Source organism: Nannocystis exedens (assembly GCF_002343915.1).
Taxonomy (GTDB): domain Bacteria; phylum Myxococcota_A; class Polyangia; order Nannocystales; family Nannocystaceae; genus Nannocystis; species Nannocystis exedens.
In genome coordinates this window covers 8,798,558-8,818,287 of record NZ_NETK01000001.1, presented here as the reverse complement: position 1 = coordinate 8,818,287, position 19,730 = coordinate 8,798,558, and the positions used below count along the sequence as shown (strand labels likewise).

Below are 19,730 nucleotides of genomic sequence, written 5' to 3'. Positions count from 1 at the left end.
GTCGAGGCCCACCTGCCCGAGGTCGAGCGCAACCACTCGACCTCGCGCGTCCACGTCGACCCGCCCCCGTTCGACGTCGTGGGCCACCGGACCTGGCTCGCCCAGGTGCTCGCGCCGACCCGCCAGGGCGCCTCGCGGCCCGCAGGTGCGGGCGCGCGGCCTCTCGACCCCTGCGTCGTCGTTCGCGGCTACGGACGCGCCGGATGGTCTCCTCCTCACCCGCTCGCTAGCCTCGTCGCGTTCGCGTAGGAGGTTGTGCATGACCGCTGTCTCGCCCAAGGCCACCGGGATCCACCACGTCTCGATCACCGTCAATGACTACGAGCGCTCGCGGGCGTTCTACACCCGGCTGTTCGAGCTGCTCGGCGGCCAGGTCGTCATGGACGTCGTCGGCGCCCCGCACAAGCACGAGGGTTGCCGCATGATGTTGCTCGCGGCCGGCCAGTTCATGCTCGGCGTGTGGGAGGCCGCCCCGGAGCACCGCGGCCGCGCCTTCGATCGCTACAGCGTCGGCCTGCACCACTTCGCCATCGCCCTCGACTCGCGGGCCGCGATCGACGAGGTCCACCGGCGGCTCGTCGAGGCCGGCGTCGAGATCCTCGACGCTCCCGCCGAGTACCCCTACGCGCCCGGCTACTACGCCGTCTTCTTCACCGACCCCGACGGCATCAAGCTCGAGCTCGTGCACATGTAGCGAGCCCGAACCTCCGCCCGAGCTCGTCCAACCACTCGGCCTCGCTGCGGCTGGCGTCGATCACCAGCGCCGGGCTCGGCGGGGCCGCCCCGGCGAGCTCGCGCACCCCGCCGGTCAGCATCAGCAGCGCCCGCTCGCCCGCCGTCACCCGGCCCTCGTCGATCGCCTTGAGCACGCCGATGCCGGTCAGCAGACCTGTCTTTTCGACCACCTCGTCCGTGCCCGGCAGGCGCGAGAATTCGAACCCCGCCGCCTGCATCCGCGCCAGCAGCGGCGCCTGGTGGCGCGCCTGGTCGGCCTCGGTCAGCGCCAGCATCTCCCCGCCGACCTCGCGCAGCAGCGCGGCCAGGCGCGCGTACTCGCGGGCGGGATCGGTGTTGTAAAGCCCCGGCTCGAGGTAGCGGTCGGGTTCGGGTCGCACGTGCTCGCGCGCCAGCGCCGGCTCGCCCGCCTGCCACGCGCGCACGATCGGCGCGTTGGCCTCCTGCTGGAACCCGAGGAACCGCGGCACGTCGCTGCGGCGCAACAGCCCGTGGCGGCGCAGCGCCGCGAAGCACTGGTAGATCCCCGCCGGCCCGAAGCCCGCGCACACCGTCTGCGCCAGGCAGTCGACGCGCCCCAGCTCGGCCGCGCTCTCGAGCACGAACATCGCCCGCACCGCCGACGCCGCCAGCCGCCAGCGGACGTCGGGCACGTGCGCCAGCCCGAACCGCTCGGCGAAGCCGCGCGCCAACCGCTTGACCTCGGGCTCCGGCAGGTCGACCGCGATCAGGTGGACGGTTGCGCCGAAGTGATCGCCGCGCTGCTTGTACAGCGTGCGACGCGGCTGAAACAAGAACGCCTCGAGCCCCGCGCGCCCCGCATAAGTCGCCAGCGCCGCGCTCAGGTTGCCGCCCGACGACGCCACCACCTGCCGCACGTTCGCGCGTCGCAGCAGCGCCACCGTCACGCACGCGTCGAGCGCCTTGTACGTGCCCGTGCACATCCGGCTCGACTCGTCGCAGACGATCACCTCGCGGTCGCCGGACCCCGCCAGCGCGAACGTCGTCGCGCCTTCGCCGTGCGAGCACGGCTCGAGGTCTTCGAGCGCCAGATCGACCGCCAGGCCCGGGACCGCCAGCACCTTGTGATAGCGCAGCAGCAGGCTCTGCGACGCCGGAAATCGCCGATCGATCAAGGATCGCCAGTCCTCTGCCATCCCGCACCCACCGCCACCTCGATCCTCCGCGTCGCCGGACGTGCTGTCAAACACGGTCCTCGCGCGAGCGACTCCGCGACGGCGACCTCGGGCGCGAGGAGTCCTCTCAGGTCGCGGAGGATGACGCGAGCGACCGCTCGCGCATGGCGAAGCGTCGCGCGCTCGGATAGGATGCGAGCGTCGGTGGTGGGATGGTCGCGCTGCTCAAGGTCGAATACCGCGATCCGATCGAGCCGGTGACCGGCGTCCTGGTGATCGATCGCCTCGTCGACGGCGTGTGCGCCGGCGGCCTGCGGATCGCCCCCGACGTCGACGCCGACGAGATCGCGGCGCTCGCCCGCAACATGACGCGCAAGCAGGCCGCGTACGCGCTGCCGGTCGGCGGCGCCAAGGCGGGCCTGCGCATCGCCCCCGATCACCCCGCGCGCGGCGACGTCCTGCGCCGCTTCCTCGCCGCCCTCGCGCCGCTGATCGAGCGCAGCTGGTCGGTCGGCCCCGACCTCAACACCACCATGGCCGAGCTGCAGCGGGCCGCGGGCGACGTCGGCCTGCCCTGCCTCAAGCTCGCCGTCGGCCGCAGCCGCGGCCTCGCAGACGCCGAGTTCTTGCGCCGCTACGCCCTCCTCGACGCCGCGGTCGACGGCTGGTCCGTGCACGCCCTGCGCGCGCCGGCGGCCGTGCGGGCCGCGACCCTCGCGCTCGGCCGCGCCCTGGCCCGCCCGTCCGGCCTGCGCGTCGCCATCCAGGGCGCGGGCGCCATGGGAGGCGGCGCCGCCTGGCTCCTCGATCGCGTCGGCTGCCGCGTCGTCGCCTGGGCCGACGACCTCCGCTGCCTCGTCGCCGACGACGGCCTCGACGTCGCCGCCTTGCTGGCCGGCCGACGCGACGGGCGCCTCCCCGAGCTCGCCGCCGAAGTCCGCCCCTCCGCCGCCGTCCTGCAGGCAGACTGCGACGTCCTGATCCTCGCCGCCGTCTCGCGCGCCTTCGCCGAGGGCCTCGTCCCGCGGCTGCGCTGCGCCGGCGTCGTCGAGGCCGCCAACCTCGCGCTCGCCCCCGAGGTCGAGGACGCCCTCCACGCCGCCGGCGTCCTCGTGATCCCCGACCTGCTCGCCAGCGCCGGCGGCTCTCTGGCCGTCGAGGCGCTCTACGCCGGCGCCCCCGAGCGCCCCGCCGACGTCCTCGCCCACGTCGAGCGCCGCGTCGCCGCCCGCGTCGAACATGTCCTCACGGACAGCCGCGCCGTCGGCCGCTCGCCGCGGGCGCTCCTCACGGAGGCGATCGATGCGCGCTGAGGCCGCCTGTCCCGAGGGACACATCCCGTGTCCCTTGAAGCACCCCGCGCGCGGCCCCTCGGCGCGCTGCTCGATCTGCCGCTCGGGACATCTCGCCTGTCCCATGCGCCACATCGACCGCCCCGCCTCGACCTGTCCCTCCGGACACCTCACCCACCCCGCGGCCCCCGCGTCTTCACCTGTCCTCGAGGCCATCCTCGATCCGAACGGAGCCCGGCCGTGACGGACCTCGTCTGGCTCGACGGACAGCTCGTCCCCGCCGAGGCCGCGCGCTTCGGCCTCCTCACCCACTCCCTGCACTACGGCACCGCCGTGTTCGACGGCGGTCGGCACTACCGGCTCGCCGACGGCGGCGTCGGCGTGTTCCGCCTCGGCGATCACGTGCGCCGCTTCCTCGCCAGCGCCGAGACCCTGTGGATGTCGCTGCCCTACGGCGCCGAGCAGCTGTGCGCGGCCACCCTCGCGGTCGTGCGCGCCAGCGGCCGCGGCGACGGCTACGTCCGCCAGCTCGCCTTCTACGGCGACGAGCGGATCGGCCTCGGCGCGCGCAACCCCGTCCGCGTCGCCGTCGTCGCCTGGGAGCCCGGCGGCCCGCCCGGCGCCCACGTCAAGCTGCGGATCGCCTCGCTCGGCCACGGCGGCGGGTGGGTCCCCACCGCCAAGCACGCCGGCCACTACGGCCGCGCCTTTTTGGCCCTGCGCGAGGCCCAGGCGTCCGGCCACGACGACGCCCTGTTCCTCGGCGACGACGGCACCGTCGTCGAGGCCACCGGCGCCAACCTCTTCATCGTCCGCGACGGTCGCCTCGTCACCCCGCCCGACCACGAGCCGCTGCTGCCCGGCATCACCCGCGCCACCGTGCTCGCGCTCGCGGCCGACCTCGGGATCCCCACGCTCGAGGCCCCGATCCCGCGCCACCACCTCGTCGGCGCCGACGAGGTGTTCCTCGCCAACAGCGCCGCCGAGCTGCGGCCCGTCGTCCTCGTCGAGGGCCGGCGCCTGCCCGCCCCCGGCCCCGTCACCGCCCGGCTCGTCGCCCGCTACCGGGCCGTCGTGCGCGGCGAGGACCCGCGTCACCGCGCCTGGATCGCCCGCGTGGAGGACCCCGCGTGATCGCCATCCTCGAGGCCAACGTCCGCGCCGCCCTGCGCGACCGCTCGCCGGCCGTCGCCGCCGACGCCGCCCAGGCCCTCGCGCGCCTCGCCGGCCGCGCCTTCGCCGGCGACGACTACGCCGCCGCCGTCTACCACGGCCTCGTCTGGGATCTGCACGCGGGCCCCGACCCGCGCACCTACGCCGTCCGCCGCTTCGTCGTCGAGGCCGGCTACGCCGTCGAGGAGGCCCACGTCCCGCCCGTCGCCGTCGAACCGCTGCTCGCCCCCGAGGACCTGCTCGCGCGCCTGCAGGCCGAGCAGGATCAGCGCACCGGCCTGCGCCACCCGCTGTCGGCGCACCTGTTCCACGGCGACCCCAGCCTCGCCGACCTCAAGATCTACCTGCGCCACCACTGGCACCGCTCGCGCCTGTTCTACCGCGAGCTGACCGAGCTCGCGTTGAGCTGTCCCTTGGGCCATGCGAGCATCCTCCACCGCAACCTCTACGACGAGACCGGCGGCGAGGACCCGGCCCGGGCCCACCCGGTCCTGCTGCAGCGCCTCTTGCAACACTTCGACCTCCCGCACGGCTTCGACGATCGCCCCGAGCTGCCCGAGGCGCAGGCCTACCTCAACAACCGGATCCGCTGCGCCCGCCACCCCAACCTCGCGTGGGGCCTCGCCGTGCTGTTCTCGCTCGAGGCCGGCACCCCCGCCACGCACGGCCACATCCACGCGCTGCTGCAGCGGTTCGGCGTCCCCGAGCACGCGCGCGAGTTCCACCGGATCCACATGAGCGCCGACGTCGAGCACGCGCGCGAGACCGCCGAGCTGATCGGCGCCGTCATCCGGAGCCCCGCGGATCAGGCGATCCTGTTCGCCTCGCTCCGCTACCACCGCGCCCTGGGGCAGCGCTACTTCGACGCCATCTGGCGCGAGATGCAGGCGACGCATGACCACCGCGACCGGTGAGAAGCTCCTCCTCGAACTGCTCGACGGCTTCCTCGGCAGCAAGCTGCTGATGACCGCCTACAAGCTCGACCTCTTCACCGCCGCCCGCGAGCCGATCGCCCGCGACGCCCTGCGGGCCGCCCTCGACCTGCCCGAGCGCTCGTTCAAGATCGTCGTCGACGCCTGCGTCGCCCTCGGCCTGCTGCACGAGGACGAGCGCGGCGTCGCCACCCCGGCCGCGCTCGCGCCGTTCCTCGTGCGCGCCCCCGGCAAGCCGTTCTCGACCACCACCTACTTGCTCGAGTACTACGACGAGGTCTACCGCGCCCTCGCCGACATGGACGCGCTCGTGCGCAGCGACGGCGCCGCCTCGCCGTTCAAGCTGCGCGACTACTTCAAGGACGACGTCGACGCCATCGACCCGCAGGTCGCCGCCGAGTACTCGCGCTACATGGACGCCACGATCGCCAGGATCGTCGAGGTCGTGCTCGCCACCTATCCTTTCGGACAGCACCGGCGCCTCCTCGACCTGTGCGGCAACACCGGCAGCTTCTGCGCCGCGATCGTCGCCGCCACCCCCGGCCTCCACGGCGCGTTCCTCGACGTCCCCGCCTGCGTCGCCATCGGCCGCCGCCAGCTCGAGGCGCGCCCCGAGCTTCAGGGCCGCGTCGAGGCGATCGCCGGCGACGTGTTCCGCACCCCGCTGCCGCCCGGCTACGACGTCATCACCATGTGCCGCTCGGCCATGGACTGGGGCGACGACAAGATCGGCGCCGTCTACCGCCGCGTCCACGAGGCCCTGCCGCCCGGCGGCCGCCTCCTCGTCATCGAGCGCATGCTGCCCGAGCGCGTCCTCCCCGAGGCCCTGCCGATGTACCTGCGCGGCGTCTACTTCCTCGCCAAGTCGGAGAGCACCCGCTACCGCTCGCCGCGCGAGCACTTCGCCCTGCTGCAGGCCGCCGGCTTCGCCGCCACCGAGGCGCTCGAGCCCCCGCGCGCCCCCTACGAGTTCTTCCAGTCGATGCGGATCCTCGTCGCCACCAAGTGATGCCGTCCGCCTTGCCCAGCCTCGCCGCGATCGCCCGGGTCCCCGACGACCTGGTCGCCGCCGCCGTCGCCCTGTGCCTCGACGCCGCCGCGCTGCCGGTCCTGCTCCGCGCCCTCGACCTCGACCTGCCGGCTCGCCTCGCCCGCGGCCCCGCGACCCTCGACGGGCTCGCCGCCGAAGAGGCCGATCGCGCCACCTCGGTCGCGCTCGAGATGGTCCTCGAGCTCGGCTGCGGCTTCGGCCTGTTCGCACGCCGCGACCGCCGCTACGAGCTCACCGTCCTCGCCCGCACCTGCTTCCTCGCCGACTCGCCGCTGCGCCTGCTCGGCCTGGTCGAGCGACACCGCCGTTACGTCGCCGCGATCGCGGCCCTGCCCGCCGCCCTGCGCGAGACGAAGCGGGCCGACCGGCGCGTGTGGTCGAGCGAGGCCGACGCCGGCGCCCAGGCCGACTACTTCCGCGCCCGCGCCGCCTTCAACGAGGCCAGCCGCGACTACTTCCGCGACACCGCATCCCTGCTGGCGCGCGCCCACTGCCGGCGCGACCTCGCGGCGCATCGCGTCGTCTGCGACGTCGGGGCCGGGCCCGCCGCCTTCGCCGCGATCCTCAAGGCAGCAGCGCCCCACCTGCAGGTCCACGCCGTCGAGATCACCTACGAGGATCCCGCCTACCTCGCGACCACCGCCGAGGACCTGCGCGCGGCAGGCCTCGACGTCGCCCTGCACGCGCTCAACGTCCTCCACGAGCCGCTCCCGCCGGCCATCGATCTGTTGACCGCCAACCGCCTGTTCTCCGGCCTCGATCGCGACGGCGCCGACGGCTGGGCCGAGCGCCTCTACGCCGCGCTCGCGCCCGGCGGCACGCTCGCGCTGGTCGACTTCTTCGCCACCGGCGAGCCCGCCCACGACCGCTCGGTCGCCGCCCTCGTCGCCCTGTGGATGGCCTGGAACCGCCACGAGCTGCAGCGCGCGCCCCTCACCGATCCCAGCGACGATCGCCACGCTTGGGGCTGGAACCCGCCGTGGCGCTGCGACGAGCTGGCCCGCGTGCTCGCGCGCGCCGGCTTCCACGACATCCGCGCCCGCAGCGTCGTCCCCCCGTTCGCCCTGATCGAGGCCCGCAAGTGACGCGACCCGGAGCCGCGATCCCGGCCGGGCTCGTCGGCGCTTCACCAGCGACCCGGCCTCGCCTCGCGCGACCCCGAACCTCCTGCCCCCATTCTCCCGCGCGCCGCCTCGCGCGACCGCGAACCTGCTGCCCCCATTCGCCCGCGCGCCGCCTCGCCCGCCGCGATCCTGCTGCCCCCATTCGCCCGCGCGCCGCCTCGCCCGCCCGCGCCCCTCCTGCCCCCATTCGCTTGCGCACCGCCTCGCCCGCCTGCTCCTGCCCCCATTCGCCTGCACCCCCGGGTTCCGCCCTTCCACGGCCTGCAGGCCGTCGCTCCCCAGGCCCGCAGTGATCGCCGCCGATCCCACGCCCGTCCGCTGCTGCGACGTCGTCTGCCGCGACCTCGCCCTCGACAACGTCCTCGTCTACGGCGTCCACAGCCGGGAGGCCCGCGTCGTCGCGCGCGCGGCCGCCGAGGCCTTGCTGGCCGCGCGGCGGTTCAGGCCGCTCGCCGAGCACATCGACCTCGCCGCCCGCGGCTGCCCCGCCGAGCAGGCCGCCAGCATCCGAAGCGGCCTGCTCGCGCTCGCCGGGGCCGGCATGTTCGTCTCCCTCGCCGACCTCCGGCGCGTATGCGTGCCCGACGACGACCCGCCGCCGATCGATCTCGTCGCGATCCCCAGCGCCGATCGCCCCGCCGCGGCCGAGCGCGCCGTCGCCTCCCTGATCGCCGACGGCCGGCGGTTCGCCCGCGACCGCGAGCTCGTCGTCGCCGACGGCTCCGCCGATCCCGCCGTGCGCGCCGACTACCGCGCCCGCCTCGCCGGCCTCGCGCGCGCCCACGCGGCCCGCCTCGTCTACATCGGCGAGGACGAGCGCCGCGAATTCATCGCCCGCCTCGCCGCCCGCGGCCACGACCCCGCGCTCGTCGCCTTCGCCCTCGCCGACCCCGAGCGCACCGGCATGGCCTATGGGACAGGTCGCAACGCCCTCCTCCTGCGCGCCGTCGGCCGCCGGTTCGTCTGCCTCGACGACGACGTGATCGCCCGCCCGGTGCGCCCGCCCGACCCCTTGCCCGGCCTCGACCTGTTCACCGGCGAGGGCGAGGGCTACGACAACTACCAGCCGCAGGACATCTGGTTTTACCCCGACCGCGCCGCCGCCCACGCCGCCGCCTGCTGGTCCGACGACGAGGCCCTCGCCGGCCACGCCGACATGCTCGGCCGCTCCTTGCCCGCCCTCCTCGCCGCCGTGCCTGCGGGCGCGCCGATCGAGCTCGACGACTGCCTCGACCGCGCGATCCTCCGCCGCCTGCGGGCCGGCCAGGGCCGCGTGCGCGTCACCTTCCAGGGCCTGCTCGGCGACCTCGGCTGGTACGCCCCGACCTGGTGCCTGCTGTTCGACCGCGCCAACCGCGAGCGCCTCCTCGCCTCCGAGGACACCTACCGGCGCGCGCTCACCTCCACCCGCCAGGCCCTCCGCCTGGTCCGCCGCGCCACCGTCGGCGACGGCCGCTACTGCCAGGGCGCGATCCTCGGCCTCGACCACCGCGACCTCCTGCCCCCCTTCTTCCCGGTGGGTCGCTACGAGGACGGCGTGTTCCGCACCACCCTGCGCGCCCTCGACGAGACCGCGCTCTTCGGACATGTCCCTTCGGCCCTGGTCCATGAGCCAGTCCAGGAGCGGGCCTGGCTCCCCGGCGACGTGTGGCGCCCGGGCGGCTGGGCCCGCCTCGGCGAGATCGTCGTCCAGTGCGTGCGCGCGGCCGCCTCGCCGACCACCACCGCCGCGCTCGGCGCTCACCTGCGCGAGCTCGGCCGGCTCGCCCCCGCCGAATTCCGCGCCTTCGTCGCCCTGCGGCTGTGGCGGCAGAAGGAGCTCTACGCCCGCCACCTCGAGCGCCTGCTCGCGCGCCACGGCGGCGGCCCGCCGTATTGGGCCGACGACGTCCGGCGCCACCTCGGCGCCCTGGCCGAGCGCGCCGCCACCCGCGAATACCCGGCCCCGCGCGACCTCATGGGCGAGCGAGGCGATCCCGACCTCGCCCTCGCGCGCGCCCAGCGGCTCATCGCCCGCTTCGGCGAGCTGCTCGTCGCCTGGCCCGACCTCCTGCGGACCGCCGCCGAGCTCGCCGACGCGGGCCACCCGCTCGGCGCCCCGCTCGCGTGAATCGTCGTTTCGCCGGCCGCAGGGGCGCGGGCGCCTCGCCGAGCGGCAGCCGCCGACCGAGCGGCACCAACCCGCGAATCGCAGCAGCACGGGCCGATCGCCCGCGCGGAGGCGCCCGGCGATTCCGCGCACCGAGCCCGACCGCGGCCTCGACGCCCCTGGCTGCGGCTCGCAAATCACCGCCGGCGGTCGGCCCAACGCCCGCATGCCCGGCGATGCCGCGCGCCCCCAAATCATCGGAGTGAATGCTCACAGCAGCGTCCGCCAGCCCGCGCGCAGCGGCCTCGCCTCGATGTGGGCCCTCTCGGCACCCGCCCCCCTTGGGCAGCGTCGCCGCCGGCGAAATTGTGGGGAGCGCCCGGGGAACGCACACATGGACCGCCCGCTCGGCGGACTCGACGGTGTTCACAACACCACGCGATCGGGGCATCGACGCCCCGGGTGGGGCCGGCGTGAACGATCGCGACCCGCGGATCGAACCAATCGCCCGGCGCTTGCGAGTCGGAGACGACCTCGCCGCGAATCATCGTTCTGTTGCGATTGCGCGGCGGCCGGCGCCCGCCTGGCGGCGATCGATCGCCGGCGCCTCTGCCTGCAATCGCGCGTCGCGACCAGGCGCGGATCCGCAGCCGAAGCCGACTTCGCCGGCGCCCCCAATGCGGCGACAGCCGCCCCCAGGCCGCGTTCACGCCGGTTTCGCAGCGAGCCGCTGGCGCGCCGCGAGTTCTGCCGTAAGGTCACCGGGGTCCTCACAATCACCTGTGTGTTTCACTCGCCGAGCGGACACCTGTTCTCTTTTTGGTTGCCTTCGCCGTCGCTTGTTGCGATGATGACAGGGTCGAATCGATAGCGATCGCGCCGGGCTCGCTCACGCCGAGCGGCCCCGCAAAGGAGTTTTGTCATGGGCAATACAGGGAATCAGATCAAGAAGGCGATGGAGATTGATGGGGCGATCGCGGCGGCGATTGTCGATAGTGAGAGCGGCATGACGCTCGCGACCGCGGGCGGAGGCGCCGCGTTCGACATCGAGGTGGCGGCGGCCGCCAACACGAACGTCGTCCAGGCCAAGCTCAAGGCGATGAACAGCCTGCGGCTCAACGACGAGCTCGAGGACATCCTCATCACGCTCGGCAAGCAGTACCACATCATCCGTCCGCTGCGGCGCACGCCGGCGGTCTTCTATTACCTCGCCTGCGAGCGCACCCGGACCAATCTGGCGATGGCGCGCCGCAGCCTGGCCGAGATCGAGCAGGCGACGACGCTGTAGTTCGGCCGGCACACACGCGTCGGCGCACCAGGCTCGTGCGCCGGCGCTGCGCATTGGAGGCGTGTATCTTGGCATCGGTGTTCATCGTCGACGACGATTCGCAGATCCGCAGCGCGCTGACGCGCGAGCTCGAGGGTCGCGGCTTCGAGGTCGCCTCGGCGGGTTCGGTCCACTCCGCTCTGGCGGCGCTGGCGAAGCACCCGACCGACGTCGTGCTGACCGACCTGCGGCTCGGCGGACCCGACGGGCTCGACCTGCTCAAGCTGCTGCCGAGCGTGTCGCGACGGACGCGCACGATCCTCATGAGCGCCCACGCCACCGCCCGCGACCATCAGCTCGCGACCGAGCTCGGCGCGGTCGACATCCTCCTCAAGCCGTTCTCGTCGGCCGAGCTGCTGCGATCGATCCAGAAGGCGATCGACTGCGAGACCGGGTTTCAGGGCAGCGTCCACGGCCTGTCGCTCGTCGACATGGCGCAGATGTTCCACCTCTCGCAGCGCTCGGTCACGATCGTCATCACCCACGCCGACCAGCCGCCGAGCAAGATCCACTTCCGCCACGGCGAGATCATCGACGCCGAGCACGGCTCGGCCTCCGGCTGCAGCGCCTTGCGGGCGATCCTCGCCAGCTCGTCCGGCACGCTGCACACGACCAGCCTCGAGGAGGGCGTCGTCCCCACCATCGACGCCCCGTTCGACCAGCTGCTCCTGGCCAGCCTCACCCAGCTCGACGAGGAGCTGCACGAGAGCCGCCGCGCGGAGGCGGCCCAGACCGTGTTCGAGCTCGACGCCGTCGTCGACGACGAGCCCTCCTCGCCGCCGCCGGCCGCCCCCGACGCCGCCCGCGTGCCCGCCGTCGACGCCGCGTGTCGGCGCTTCAGCGAGTCGGTCGACGGCGCGCTCGCCTGCGCCGTCGTCGACCTCGCCCGCGGCGTCCTGCTCGGCCATCATCAGCGCCGCCACGGCCCGGTGCCGCTGACCGAGGCCGCCCTGGCCGCGGCGGGCGTCGACCTGTTCGGCGGTCGGCTCGCGCTCGGCCGGCTGCAGGAGGTCCAGCTGACCGCCGGCGAGCACTACATCTTCGCCAAGCGCCTCGCCGGCCGCGACTGGGCGCTGATCCTCTGCACCGACCGGTCGATCAGCATCGGCCTCGGGTGGGCGCAGCTGCGCGCGCAGATCGGGCTCGTCGAGGCGCTCGCGCCGTGACGCAGGAGGCACCCGGGCATGGCAGTCTTCGAACCAGACCGCGCGCGGATCGTCCTGCGCATCGTGTACGACGGGCCGGGCCGCGCCGGCAAGACCACCAACGTCGAGCAGCTCGCGCGCATCTTCGGCACCCGCCCCGGCGACGAGCTGCAGGTGCACCCCGCCGCCACCGGCCGCACGATCTTCTTCGACTGGTTCAGCTTCGACGGCGGCGTGCTCGACGGCCACCAGCTGCAGGTCCAGGTCGTCACCGTGCCCGGCCACAAGAGCCTCGAGGCGCGGCGCGCCCACATCCTCCGCGGCGCCGACGTCGTCGTCCTGGTGTGCGACAGCGCCGTCTCCGGCCAGGACTCGGCGCGCGAGATGCTCGACAGCCTGCGCGAGCACCTCGGCAAGAGCGCCGTCCACGTGCCGCTGCTGGTCCAGGCCAACAAGCAGGACCTCCCGAGCGCCATGTTGCCGCACGAGCTCGGGGCCGCGCTCCGCCTCGGGCCCGAGGTGCCGGTGATCGGCGCCCAGGCCTCGGCGGGCATCGGCGTGCGCGAGACCGCGGTCGGCGCGATCCGGGCGGCCGTGCGGCAGATGAAGCAGCGCACCGCCCGCGAGGGCCTCGAGGCGCTCGCCGGCCGGGCCGGCACCGCCGAGCAGCTGCGCGTCGCGCTGCAGGCGATCGAGAGCCTCGGCGCCCACCGCATCGCCCACGACGAGGTCCGCCGCGCCCTGTCGCGCCCGCACGCGGACGAGGGCCGCGTCGTCTACATCCGCTCGGCCAAGCTCGTGACCCAGCTCGCCGGCGACGGCGACGCCTCGAGCCGCCCGCGCACCCCGGCGCCTGTCCCTGAGAACATGTCCGAACGGCCCGCTGCCGCCGAGCGCCCCGCGCGGCCGAAGATCCCGGTGTCGGCGATGTTCATCGAACCGACCCCGGTCCTCGAACCGCCCGACATCCCCTCGCCGCCGGCGGCGACCGTCCGCGTCCCGCCCCCGCCCGTGCTCGCGCACGCCGAAGCGCCCGTCGCGGCCGGCGAGCCGTTCGATCCGGAGGAGGCGCGCCTCGACCCCGCCGCGTCGGACGACGCTGCCGCCGACGACGCGCTCGCGGCCCTCGCCGGCCTGCGCCATCCGCCGCGGATCGAAGCGCTCGTCCCGCGCGAGCAGCCGCCGAGCTCGGCAGCGAGCCCGCAGGACGCCGACGAGCACGAGCCCGCGGATCGCGACCCCGCTCCTCTGGACCACGAGCCCGAGCCTGCGGCGGCCGGGACGCCCGCGCTCGCGGCCGACGGCGCCCTGCCGTCCGCGCCCGCGCCGCCCGACGAGCGCGCCCGGCACGAGGTCCCCGCCGGACTCGCGCCGGATGAAGCTGTCCCGGAGGACAGCCCGCCCGCGACCGCGCCGGCCTCCGCGCCTGTCCAAGAGGACGGCTCGCCCGTCCCGCCGCGATCCGGACATGTCCCGGAGGACAGCCTCCTGCCCGCCGCAGGCTCGCCCGGACCTGTCCCCGAGGACAGCCATCCGCCCGCCGCCGGCTCGCCCGAACCTGTCCCCGAGGACAGCCATCCACGCACCGCCCCTGCCGCGGACGCCCCCGTCCCGCAGGGCATCTCGCCCTCGGCCGCGCGCGCGCCCGCCCGACCTGTCCCCGAGGACGGCGACCTCGCACCTCCCGGCCCCCTCTCGGCCGCCTCCGCCTCGCCACCCGTCCCGGAAGACAGCTCCGCCGCCTCCGACCCGCAGGACGAAGCCTCCGCCGCCCCGGAGCCCGCGGGCGACCTCCCCCGGCCGCGCCCGGACCTCCCGCCCGGACACGTCTGGCCGGTGCCGGCCGGCCGCCACGTCCTGGAGCGGCTCGCCGGGGCCCCGCTCGTCCCCGCCCGTCCCCTGGGACATGCCCCATCGGCCATGCTCTACAAGACAGGCGGATTCTGCCTGCGCACCCGCCCTGAGTGGCGCTTCGACGACGACGAGCGCGGCCGGGCCAGCCTCCGCGAGCACGTCCGGCGGACCGCGCGTCTCGGCCCGCTGCTGCCCGCGGACACGACCGTCGCGCTGGCGCTCGGCGACGGCGACGGCGACCACGTCTTGTGGCACATCGTGCCCGATCTGCCCGCCCTCGGCGCCGAGCTGCGCCGCGCTCCCGGGGCCGAGCGCCCGCGCCACCTCGTGCGGCTCGCCTCCGCGTACGCCGCCGCCTTGCGCCTCGCCGCCCGCGAGGGCCTCGGACTCGAGCTCGACGCCCACGCCTTCGCCGAGCAGGACGGCCCGGTCTACCTCGGCGACCGCCTCGGCGAACCCGAGCCCGCCCCGGCGCTGCTGAGCGCCCTCCTGCGCCCGCTCGCGGGGTCGTCGTCCGCCTGGCTCGACGCACTCGAGCAGGCCCTGCCCGCCGCCCTCACGCGCGCCGACGTCGCCGCCCTCGGCCTGGACCGCGCGCTCGTCGACGCCGGGGCCGCTCCCGAGGCCCGCCTGCGCGCCATCCTCGATCGCTGCCCCTGAACCCTGGCCTCACTCCTCGATCGCCACCCATCCCGCCGCGGTCAGCCGCAGCAGCGCCACCGCGTCGAAGATCACCGGCCGTCGCGGGTCTTTGCGCGGGCTCACCCGCATCAGCGGGCTGCGCCAGCGCCCGTCCAGCCCGTCGAGCGCCGCCAGCAGCCGCGCGCGCGTCGGACACGGACCGGCGCGGCGGAGCAGCTCGACCGTGAGCTCCGCCAGCGCTTGCCCGCCCACGCTCGTCCCCGTGACCTCGACCTCCGGCGCGCGCCGGGCCATCAGCTCGCGGTGCGCCGCGATCGCCGGCGAACCTGCCCCTTCGGCCATATGTAGCCAGTGCGATCCGATCACGCCCTCGCCCGCCGCGCCGAGCATCGCCGTCAGCCCGTCGACGAACCCCACCAGCCAGCGCGGCCGGAACCCGCGGCGCTGCCCGTGCAGGATCGCCGCGGCCTCCTGCTCCGGCCGCACCACGGCCAACACGGCCTCCATCCCGTCCGCCTGCATCGCCTCGACCGCCGGCTCGATCGCCTCGTCCGGGCCCAGCCAGCGCGACCGCGTCGGCGCCCGGCCCAGGCCCGCCGTGAAGCCCGCCACCCAGTCGCGGCCGAACGCCGTGTCGTACGTGATCGTCCCGACCCGCGCGAGCGCGCGGACGTGCTGCCCGAGCGCGCGGCCGTTGCTGTGATACGGCACGTTGGCGACGCACATGTTCGGCCGCGGCGCGTCGGCCATCGACGACGCGCCGGTGACCACCGCGAGGTCGGGGATGTTCTCCGCCGTCAGGCGATCGATCACCGTCAGGTGCGGCGGCGTCCCGACGCACATCAAGAACCCGAACACGTCGTACCCGACCAGCAGGCGCTCGACCACCGCCGGCGTCTCGGCCGGATCGTAGCCGTCGTCGCCGATGATCAGCACGATCCGGTGGCCATGGACCCCGCCGGCCGCGTTGACCTCGGCGAACAGCGCCTGGGCGGCCACGGCGATCTCGCCGAACCTCGCCATGTTCCCGTGGAGCGGCGCGTGGCAGCCGAAGCAGATCGGCTCCCCCGGCGGCACTGCGACCTCCGAATTCATCGGCATCCTCCTCGCCGAATGGTTGCACCCGTCGACATCGTCAACCGTCCTCCCCGAGCAGCGACTCCCCGCGCAGCAATCGCTCGACCAGCGTCACCCCGCGATCGCCGGCCTCGACCGTCCGCAGCTGGGCCTGGATCCGCCCCAGCCCCGCCGCATACCGCCCCGCGAGCGCCCGATCGAGCGCCGCCTCGATCCCCCCGTGCAAAAATTCCGCCGCCGTCAGCACCTCGCCGAGCCCGTGGTGCTGCACGCGCGCCGCGTTGCCCTGCGCGTCGTACGGGTTGAATTGCGGCACCAGCACCAGCGGCACCGCGTGCCACAGGCACTCCTTGATCGTCCCCAACCCGCCGACCGAGATCATCGCCGACGCCGCGCGCAGCACCGCGTGTTGCGGCGCCCAGGCCACCACCTTCGCGTTGCCCGGCGCCGCCGCGGCCAGGGCCCCCGCCGAATGGGCGTCGCCCGCGATCACGAACGCCAGCTCCGGCCGCCGCCGCGCCAACGTCGACACCTGCGCCAGCAGATCGTGGTGTTGCGGCCGCCACAGCCCCTGCGATCCGAGCGCGCAATACACCAGCGGCCGCCGCAGCAGGAGCTCCGCCAGCTCCGGCTCCACCGGCGAATCGACCACCGTCAGGCTGGCGATGTCGTCGTGACAGCGCGCCGGCAGCTCGCGCGGGAATTCGAACGCACGCGGGCACAGGATCAATTGCGGCAGCCGGGGAAAGTCCGGCGCGATCGCCCCCTCCCACGAAAACTCGTCGCGGGGGAATGCATACACCCGCAACAGCGCCTCGACGTAGCGCGGATACCACGCGTCCGCCGCCAGCCGGCGGGCCTCGGCCAGGCGGGCCCACTCGGCCTCCGCGGCCGCCCGCGCCCGCGCGTCCGTCCCCCAGGCCACCGCGCTCGACAGCGGCGGCACCCCCGGCTCGCGCCCCTGGAAGCACGACGGTGACAGCGACGCCACCCGGATCCCGCTCGCCCGCGCCACGATCGGGATCGACACGTCATAGGCATCGCCGAGGATCAGGTCCGGCGCCGCCGCGCGGTAGACCTCGCCCAGCCCGCCCGCCAACAACCACCGCACCCGCGCGTCGCGGCGCTGCTCCGCGTCGGCCTCCCGCGTCGCCTGGTCCATCCGCGCCCACGCCGACTCTGCCGCCGCCGGAAAGATGTCTTCGAGGTACGACCGGAAACCCAGCCCCTGCGCCTCGCAGAACGCGCGCCACCACGGCGTCAGCAGGTACTCGACCCGGTGTCCGGCCGCCGTCAGCGCGCGCGCCAGCTTCAGCGTCGGCAGCACGTGCCCGTGTTCACGCAACATGTGGATCAGGATCCGAGCCATCTACGACCCCTCGTTCCTCGGCGCCATCCAGCGCGACAGCGGCAATGCGAGCACCGCCGCGAGCCCCGCACAGCCGGCGGCCGTCCAGTACAGCGCCGCGTAGCCCGCCCGTGACGCCACGCCGCCGAGGCCGAGCTCCGCCAGGAAGCCGGCCGCCGCCAGCGCCGCGCTCAGGGCCGCGCTGACCATCCCGCGGCCGCGGACCTTGTCGTAAAACGTCGAGTACAGCGCCGGCCACAGCAGCAGGTGACCGAGCCCCGTGGCGACCCCGAGCGCGATCATCCCCGCCTGCGTGCGCACCTCCGCCAGCCCGGCCCCGACGCCGACCAGCAGCAGCGCGCTGGCCACCACCACCGGCCCGCGGCCCAGGCGATCGACGAGGTGCCCCGCCGCCGCGCGACCGAGGGCGATCACCGCGAAGTAGGCGGTGAACAGCGGCGTCACGCCGCCGAGCGCGCGGTGGGTCGCCAGCGCGGTGATGAACGACTCCTGGGCGACGAAGTGGATCGACAGCAGCGTGAACACCAGCACCAGCACCAGCACCCGCGGCCGCGCGAAGTCCCGCAGGAACTCGCGGTACGGCGGCGCCGGCTCCTCGGCCGCCGGCGTCGGCGCCTGGGCGATCGCCCGCACGATCACGTGCACCGCCGCCAGCGCGGCCAGCACCCGGCACATCGACGCGAAGCCCCAGCGCCCCAGCAGCCCCTCCGCCAGCCCCGAGCCGATCACGTTGCGGGCCAGGCTGACGAACGCGAAGTAATACGCCAGCACCTGCGGCCGGCGCTCCGCCGTCACCGAGGCCACCACCGCCGCCACCACCCCGACATCGAGGTGCGCCGTGCCGAGGCTCATCAGCGCCACGCTGGCCGCCAGCCCGGCCACGCTGTCGGCGCTCGCGCCGGCGCACGCGAGCCCGAGCGCCTGCACCAGCGCCCCGCCGACCAGCATCGCCCGCAGCCGGCGCTGCGCCAGCCAGCCCGCCAGCGGCAGCGCCACCACCCCGCCGAGGGTCGACGCCGCCATCACCTCGCCGATGATCGCCGGCGAGTGGCCCGCGCCCTCGAGGTGGCCCGGCACGAAGCGCAGCGCCATCGAGGCGATCGGCCCCAGCGCGGCGGCGGCGAAGAAGCCGACGAATCGCCGGTCGCGCCACGGCAGCGCCGGCGTCCTGGCGACATTCGCGAATTCGTCCGCTCCCACCCCGCTCGGGCCCTCTCGGGCCAATCTCGCACGACCCCGGCGCCGGCGCGAGCCGGGGCGGGATCGCCCGCCAGGGCGCCGGCGAGCACCACCAGCGCGGGGTCGGGCGCCCGCGGAGTCTCCGGACGCGAGCCGCCGGCGCCTCGCGCTGTCGCTATTCCGCGGCCTCGCTGCCGACCCGGGTCACGCCCGTCCAGGTGTACAGCTCGGTCGACGGCGGGCGGAGCGGCGCCTTGTTCGGATCGCTGCCCGTCAGCGCGTGCACCGTCGATTTGAACCACACCTCGAACTCGTCCGAGCTCGCCGCGTACGCCTCGATGTCGGCGCAATCGTCGACCCGCGTGACCACCAGCACCCACGGCCCGAATGGCGTGTGTTGAATGTGCCATGTGTCCAGCAGCACCCCGTAGCGTCGATACGCCGCCTCGGCCTCGGCGCGCCGGGAGCCCCGCAGGGCCGCCGCGAATGCCATCAGTTCGCCGACCGGACGGCGCAACGGGAATGCACGTACCGCGTAGGACATGCTCGCGAACGTAGCACCGGCGCCAATTCCCGCGAACGCACCGGCCGCTCCGTTGCGATCCACGTCGCAACGCCCGGCCTCGTGGCACCAGCGGCGCGCCGCGCCTGTGCGCCACGTCGCCGCGGCCTCGCGTCCGCGCCCGTCCGCGGATCCGCGCCCCGGGCCCGGCGCGTGCCTCGCTGCCCCGCTGCGCCGCGCTCGTGTCGCTGCGTCCGCGCCCGCCGCTTGTGTCGCGGCCGCGCGCCGGGCATCGTGACCGCAATGGCTTCCCGCGCGTCGTCCCTCCTCCTCCTCGCCCTCCTGCCCGCCTGCAACGGCGGCGAGAAGACCACCGCCGATGTCACCGCGACGATGGCCACCACCGACGCGACGACCACCGCGCCCGCCACCACCGAGCCGACCCCCGGCGGCGAGACTTCGACGACCACCGGCACCGCGACCACGGACACCCCGATCCCGACCACGGACGTCACCACCGCGGCCGACACCACCACGACGCCGACCACCGACGCCACGACCACCACCACCGGCGTCATGCCCGGCCCCTGCGAGGGCGAGGCGCCGCGGATCCGGCTCTCCACCACCATGGGCGACCTCGTCGTCCAGCTCGACGCCGTCAACGCCCCGCTCACCACCGCCAACTTCCTGCATTACGTCGAGTCGGGCTTCTACGACGGCACGATCTTCCACCGCACCATCGACGACTTCGTCATCCAGGGCGGCGGCCTCTTGCCCGACCTGTCGACCAAGCCGACCGACCCGCCGATCCCGCTCGAGACGAGCCCCGCGCTCACCCACGTCGACGGCGCGATCTCGATGGCCCGCACCAACGACCCGAACAGCGCCACCTCGCAGTTCTTCCTCTGCGACGGCCCCCAGCACTTCCTCGACGGCGACTACGCGGCCTTCGGCGTGCTGGTCGAGGGCTTCGACGTCCTCGCCGCCATCGCCGCCGTCCCGACCGCCAGCGAGAACGGCTACGACGACGTCCCTGTCACCGACGTGATCGTCAACTCCGCCGCCTGCGAGTGACTCCTCTCTCCCCGAAGTGAACGAAGGGA

The 19,730-nt window shown here is 74.7% G+C and carries 16 protein-coding genes; 11 read left to right on the top strand and 5 right to left on the bottom strand.

Translation table 11 applies throughout. From position 1 onward, the window contains the following. Positions 1-259: 259 nt before the first annotated feature. Positions 260-694, top strand: a complete 435-nt coding sequence (locus NAEX_RS48745; RefSeq protein ID WP_100793287.1) for a VOC family protein — start codon at positions 260-262, stop codon at positions 692-694. Here the strand turns inward: NAEX_RS48745 and NAEX_RS34575 are convergent. Beyond that, entirely contained in the window at positions 669-1,892 is a 1,224-nt protein-coding gene (locus NAEX_RS34575; protein ID WP_096331746.1) for a pyridoxal-phosphate dependent enzyme, read from the bottom strand. The genes NAEX_RS48745 and NAEX_RS34575 overlap by 26 nt on opposite strands. A gap of 191 nt (positions 1,893-2,083) precedes the next feature. Between NAEX_RS34575 and NAEX_RS34570 the strand changes: the two genes are divergently transcribed. The 9 genes from NAEX_RS34570 (at position 2,084) to NAEX_RS34530 (ending at position 14,518) form a co-directional block, all read left to right on the top strand. Further along, on the top strand, positions 2,084-3,184 hold the full coding sequence (locus tag NAEX_RS34570; RefSeq protein ID WP_096331745.1) for a Glu/Leu/Phe/Val dehydrogenase dimerization domain-containing protein: 1,101 nt from the start codon (positions 2,084-2,086) through the stop codon (positions 3,182-3,184). Between the two features lie 219 nt (positions 3,185-3,403). Continuing rightward, the gene (locus NAEX_RS34565) at positions 3,404-4,297 is read left to right on the top strand and encodes an aminotransferase class IV (RefSeq protein WP_170136240.1); all 894 of its coding nucleotides are present in this window, start codon (positions 3,404-3,406) and stop codon (positions 4,295-4,297) included. After that, positions 4,294-5,250: an iron-containing redox enzyme family protein gene (locus tag NAEX_RS34560; protein ID WP_096331743.1), complete on the top strand. Its 957-nt coding sequence runs from the start codon at positions 4,294-4,296 to the stop codon at positions 5,248-5,250. The genes NAEX_RS34565 and NAEX_RS34560 overlap by 4 nt, the downstream gene beginning before the upstream one ends. Then, positions 5,231-6,277 carry a methyltransferase gene (locus NAEX_RS34555; RefSeq protein WP_096331742.1) on the top strand — a complete coding sequence of 349 codons (1,047 nt, stop codon included), beginning with the start codon at positions 5,231-5,233 and terminating at the stop codon, positions 6,275-6,277. The genes NAEX_RS34560 and NAEX_RS34555 overlap by 20 nt, the downstream gene beginning before the upstream one ends. 11 nt (positions 6,278-6,288) lie before the next feature. Beyond that, positions 6,289-7,404, top strand: coding sequence for a class I SAM-dependent methyltransferase (locus NAEX_RS34550; protein ID WP_143141022.1), 1,116 nt, complete (start codon positions 6,289-6,291; stop codon positions 7,402-7,404). A gap of 328 nt (positions 7,405-7,732) precedes the next feature. Further along, on the top strand, positions 7,733-9,553 hold the full coding sequence (locus NAEX_RS34545) for a hypothetical protein (RefSeq protein WP_096331740.1): 1,821 nt from the start codon (positions 7,733-7,735) through the stop codon (positions 9,551-9,553). Between the two features lie 901 nt (positions 9,554-10,454). After that, positions 10,455-10,820, top strand: coding sequence for a hypothetical protein (locus NAEX_RS34540; RefSeq protein ID WP_096331739.1), 366 nt, complete (start codon positions 10,455-10,457; stop codon positions 10,818-10,820). A gap of 77 nt (positions 10,821-10,897) precedes the next feature. After that, the gene (locus NAEX_RS34535) at positions 10,898-12,025 is read left to right on the top strand and encodes a DUF4388 domain-containing protein (RefSeq protein ID WP_143141023.1); all 1,128 of its coding nucleotides are present in this window, start codon (positions 10,898-10,900) and stop codon (positions 12,023-12,025) included. Positions 12,026-12,043: 18 nt separating this feature from the next. Continuing rightward, the gene (locus NAEX_RS34530; protein ID WP_096331737.1) at positions 12,044-14,518 is read left to right on the top strand and encodes a GTP-binding protein; all 2,475 of its coding nucleotides are present in this window, start codon (positions 12,044-12,046) and stop codon (positions 14,516-14,518) included. A 9-nt stretch (positions 14,519-14,527) separates the two neighbouring features. On the opposite strand, the gene NAEX_RS34525 is transcribed toward NAEX_RS34530, so the two are convergent. The 4 genes from NAEX_RS34525 to NAEX_RS34510 all read right to left on the bottom strand — a co-directional run bounded on the left by NAEX_RS34525 (position 14,528) and on the right by NAEX_RS34510 (position 18,669). Continuing rightward, positions 14,528-15,595, bottom strand: a complete 1,068-nt coding sequence (locus NAEX_RS34525; protein ID WP_170136239.1) for an ABC transporter substrate-binding protein — start codon at positions 15,593-15,595, stop codon at positions 14,528-14,530. Between the two features lie 40 nt (positions 15,596-15,635). Beyond that, positions 15,636-16,925: a glycosyltransferase gene (locus NAEX_RS34520; protein WP_170136238.1), complete on the bottom strand. Its 1,290-nt coding sequence runs from the start codon at positions 16,923-16,925 to the stop codon at positions 15,636-15,638. A 21-nt stretch (positions 16,926-16,946) separates the two neighbouring features. Beyond that, positions 16,947-18,146, bottom strand: coding sequence for an MFS transporter (locus NAEX_RS34515; RefSeq protein ID WP_096331734.1), 1,200 nt, complete (start codon positions 18,144-18,146; stop codon positions 16,947-16,949). Positions 18,147-18,300: 154 nt separating this feature from the next. Next, positions 18,301-18,669, bottom strand: a complete 369-nt coding sequence (locus NAEX_RS34510) for a hypothetical protein (protein ID WP_143141024.1) — start codon at positions 18,667-18,669, stop codon at positions 18,301-18,303. A gap of 261 nt (positions 18,670-18,930) precedes the next feature. Here NAEX_RS34510 and NAEX_RS52420 point away from each other — a divergent pair, with 261 nt between their 5' ends. Beyond that, the gene (locus NAEX_RS52420; protein ID WP_211302525.1) at positions 18,931-19,701 is read left to right on the top strand and encodes a peptidylprolyl isomerase; all 771 of its coding nucleotides are present in this window, start codon (positions 18,931-18,933) and stop codon (positions 19,699-19,701) included. Positions 19,702-19,730: the final 29 nt, after the last annotated feature.

What these genes read in the sequence shown, in the direction of transcription:
- NAEX_RS48745 (WP_100793287.1), top strand. Translation starts at nt 260, where the DNA reads ATGACCGCTGTCTCGCCCAAGGCCACCGGGATCCACCACGTCTCGATC.
- NAEX_RS34575 (WP_096331746.1), bottom strand. Translation starts at nt 1,892, where the DNA reads ATGGCAGAGGACTGGCGATCCTTGATCGATCGGCGATTTCCGGCGTCG.
- NAEX_RS34570 (WP_096331745.1), top strand. Translation starts at nt 2,084, where the DNA reads ATGGTCGCGCTGCTCAAGGTCGAATACCGCGATCCGATCGAGCCGGTG.
- NAEX_RS34555 (WP_096331742.1), top strand. Translation starts at nt 5,231, where the DNA reads ATGACCACCGCGACCGGTGAGAAGCTCCTCCTCGAACTGCTCGACGGC.
- NAEX_RS34540 (WP_096331739.1), top strand. Translation starts at nt 10,455, where the DNA reads ATGGGCAATACAGGGAATCAGATCAAGAAGGCGATGGAGATTGATGGG.
- NAEX_RS34530 (WP_096331737.1), top strand. Translation starts at nt 12,044, where the DNA reads ATGGCAGTCTTCGAACCAGACCGCGCGCGGATCGTCCTGCGCATCGTG.
- NAEX_RS34525 (WP_170136239.1), bottom strand. Translation starts at nt 15,595, where the DNA reads ATGAATTCGGAGGTCGCAGTGCCGCCGGGGGAGCCGATCTGCTTCGGC.
- NAEX_RS34520 (WP_170136238.1), bottom strand. Translation starts at nt 16,925, where the DNA reads ATGTTGCGTGAACACGGGCACGTGCTGCCGACGCTGAAGCTGGCGCGC.
- NAEX_RS34510 (WP_143141024.1), bottom strand. Translation starts at nt 18,669, where the DNA reads ATGTCCTACGCGGTACGTGCATTCCCGTTGCGCCGTCCGGTCGGCGAA.
- NAEX_RS52420 (WP_211302525.1), top strand. Translation starts at nt 18,931, where the DNA reads ATGGCTTCCCGCGCGTCGTCCCTCCTCCTCCTCGCCCTCCTGCCCGCC.